Genomic DNA, 2,531 nt, shown 5'->3' with positions numbered 1-2,531 from the left:
AGTGATCGGGTTCGCGTCCACGTTCGTGGTGCGAGCGCGCGAATCCGCCAGCACCGCGCTGGCGGACCTCACCGCCACCGCGTCGCGCTGACCGTGATGTTAGTGTTTGTCCAAGTGTTCGCCGCTAGTGAATGTGGACTTAGTGGTGCTATAACCCCACTAAGTCCACAACCATGACCGGTGAGCGGCAGCTACCCGAGCAGGATGTCGAGATTCCGCGGTGCCCTGAACTCCCAGCCGCGGAACTCCGGTGGCCGCGCCGGGTCGATGGTGATCTGCGGATAGTGCTGCAGCAGGACGTCGATCGCGATCCGGATCTGCGCGCGTGAGAATGCGTGGCCCGCGCAGAAGTGCCGGCCACCGCCGAAGGCCAGGTTGACCTGGCGAGGCCGGAAGATGTCGAAGCGGTCGGGGTCGGGGAATCTGGTCTCGTCCCGGTTTGCCGCCGACACCAGCGCGCCGACCGGCGCGCCGTCGGGGATCACCGCTCCCCCGATCTCGATGTTGCCTACCGCCTGCCGGGTCTGCGTGCCAATGGGCGACATCCAGCGCAGGCCCTCCTCGACCGCGGCCGGCAGCAGGTCCGGGTCCTCGCGGACGGCCTCGAGCTGCGAGCGGTCGGCGAGCAGCGCGGCTAGGGTCGAGCCGCCGCCGTGTCCAGGCTCTTGCATGCCGCCGAGCAGGATCACCTTGAGCGTCGGCATCACGTAGTCGCGCGCCCGGCAGCTCCCCTCGGGCACACCGCTGTGCAGAAGATGCGAGATTGTGCTGTCGTCGCCCTCAGCCTCGAGCCGGTCGAATACCGGCGCGAGCGCCACGTCGATCTCACGCGAGCAGGCCGAGCCGATCTCCTCACGCTCGGGGTTGCCTTCGAAGTTGATGACGCCCTGGTGCAGGCGCCAGAACCAGTCCCTGAGGCGGTCCTCGCCGAACCCATCGATGCCGAGCACCCGGCCGAGGCTGAGTACCGAGATCGGCTCGAAGTACGCGGCCATCAGCTCGGCCCGCTGCCGCCCGGCCAGCCGGACGGCCATCTGCTCGGCGATCGGCCGGACCAGGTCGTCGATGTAGGCGTTCACCTGCCGGGGCCGGTACTTGGAATCCAGGCCGCGGCGCAGGTCCTGGTGGCGATCGCCGTCGATGGTAATGATCGTCGGCGACCCGAACGTGCGGTCCACCGGCGAGTCCGACAGCTCAGCCGTGAACTCCGCGGGGTGCGTCACTACGTACTCGACGTCGTCGTAGCGGGTGACAAACCACAGTCCGACGGCTGGGATGAAGCAGACGGGCGCCTCGCGGCGCAGCCGGGCGTAGACCGGGTACGGGTCAGCTTCCAGATCGCCGACCGTCACCGAGGTGGCGAACGCGGCGACGGCCTCCTCACGCATCACAGGTGGTAGGCGTATTCACCGAATTCCCAGTCGGTGACGTACCGCTCGAAGCGCTCTATCTCGTTCCGTTTATATTGCAGGAACGACGTAGTGACGTACCGGCCGAGCACGTCGGCGAGCTCGGTGTCGGCCTCCAGGGCGTCGAGTGCGTCGCCGAGACGCATCGGCAGCATGTCCGCGCTGGCCGGGTCGTAGCCGTAACCCTCGAGCTTGGCCGGCGGCTCGATCTTGTCCTGGATGCCGAGGTGGACCGCCGCGCCGATCGCGGCCATCGCCAGGTACGGGTTCGCAGTCGCATCACCCAGCCGGACTTCCATGCGCGCCCCGGGGCCACGTTCAGGCGGGATGCGGATCATGGCGCTGCGGTTGTCCAGCCCCCAGTCGATCAGCCAGGGTGCCAGGGTGTCCGGGCCGAAGCGCTTGTAGGAGTTGATCGTCGGGTTGAGCAGAGCGCTCAGTGCCTTGGCGTGCCGCAGCACGCCGCCGATGGCATACCGCCCCGACGCGGCCAGGCCGTCAGTGCCGTCCGGGTCACCGAACACGTTGGCGCCGCTGTCGTCGCCGAGCGAGACGTGCACGTGGAAACCGGAGCCGCCTTCGTCGTTGAACGGCTTGGCCATGAAGGTGGCAAGCAGTCCGCGTTGCCGCGCGATCTCCTGCACCGCGGACTTAAGCCGGAACGAGCGGTCGGCGGCGTCGACCAGGCCGGAATGCGCGAGGTTGATCTCGAACTGACCGGGCGAGAACTCGTGGTTGGCCGCGGTCACCCGCAGCTCAGCGTCGCGCAGCTGCCGCAGCATGTGCAGGAGCAACCCCTGGGGATCGCCCTTGCGGCCGACAACGTAGACGTTGCCGAGCTCGTTGGCGTACCGCCGCCACTGGCCGTCTGGACCCTGCTCGCAGACGAAGAACTCCAGCTCGGGGCCGCAGACCACGGAGTAACCTGCGGCCTCGAGCTGACTCGCGACCCCGCGAGCGACCGAGCGCGGCGACTCACCCGCGACCTCGCCGTCCTCGCCGAACGCCTCCCCCAGGCACCAGGCCGCGCCCGGCTCCCACGGCAGCGGCGTGATCGTCGACAGGTCCGGGTACACGGTGATGTCCGGCAGGCCGGCCTCCAGTCCGCCTTGCACCGGGACA

General features: G+C 68.5%; 2 protein-coding genes. Both read right to left on the bottom strand.

Annotation, left to right across the window (positions count from 1 at the left end; all coding sequences use genetic code 11):
• Nucleotides 1-191 precede the first annotated feature (191 nt).
• Nucleotides 192-1,388, bottom strand: a complete 1,197-nt coding sequence (locus tag VME70_04755) for a cytochrome P450 (protein ID HTW19509.1) — start codon at nucleotides 1,386-1,388, stop codon at nucleotides 192-194.
• Nucleotides 1,388-2,531 (bottom strand): glutamine synthetase family protein (locus VME70_04750; GenBank protein ID HTW19508.1); only part of this gene is annotated, 1,144 nt, incomplete at its 5' end. The genes VME70_04755 and VME70_04750, both read right to left, overlap by 1 nt.

It is taken from the genome of Mycobacteriales bacterium, assembly GCA_035504215.1.
Classification (GTDB): Bacteria; Actinomycetota; Actinomycetes; order JAFAQI01; family JAFAQI01; genus DATAUK01.
The sequence above is the reverse complement of the archived record's forward strand: the minus strand, read 5'-3'. Positions and strand labels throughout refer to the sequence as shown.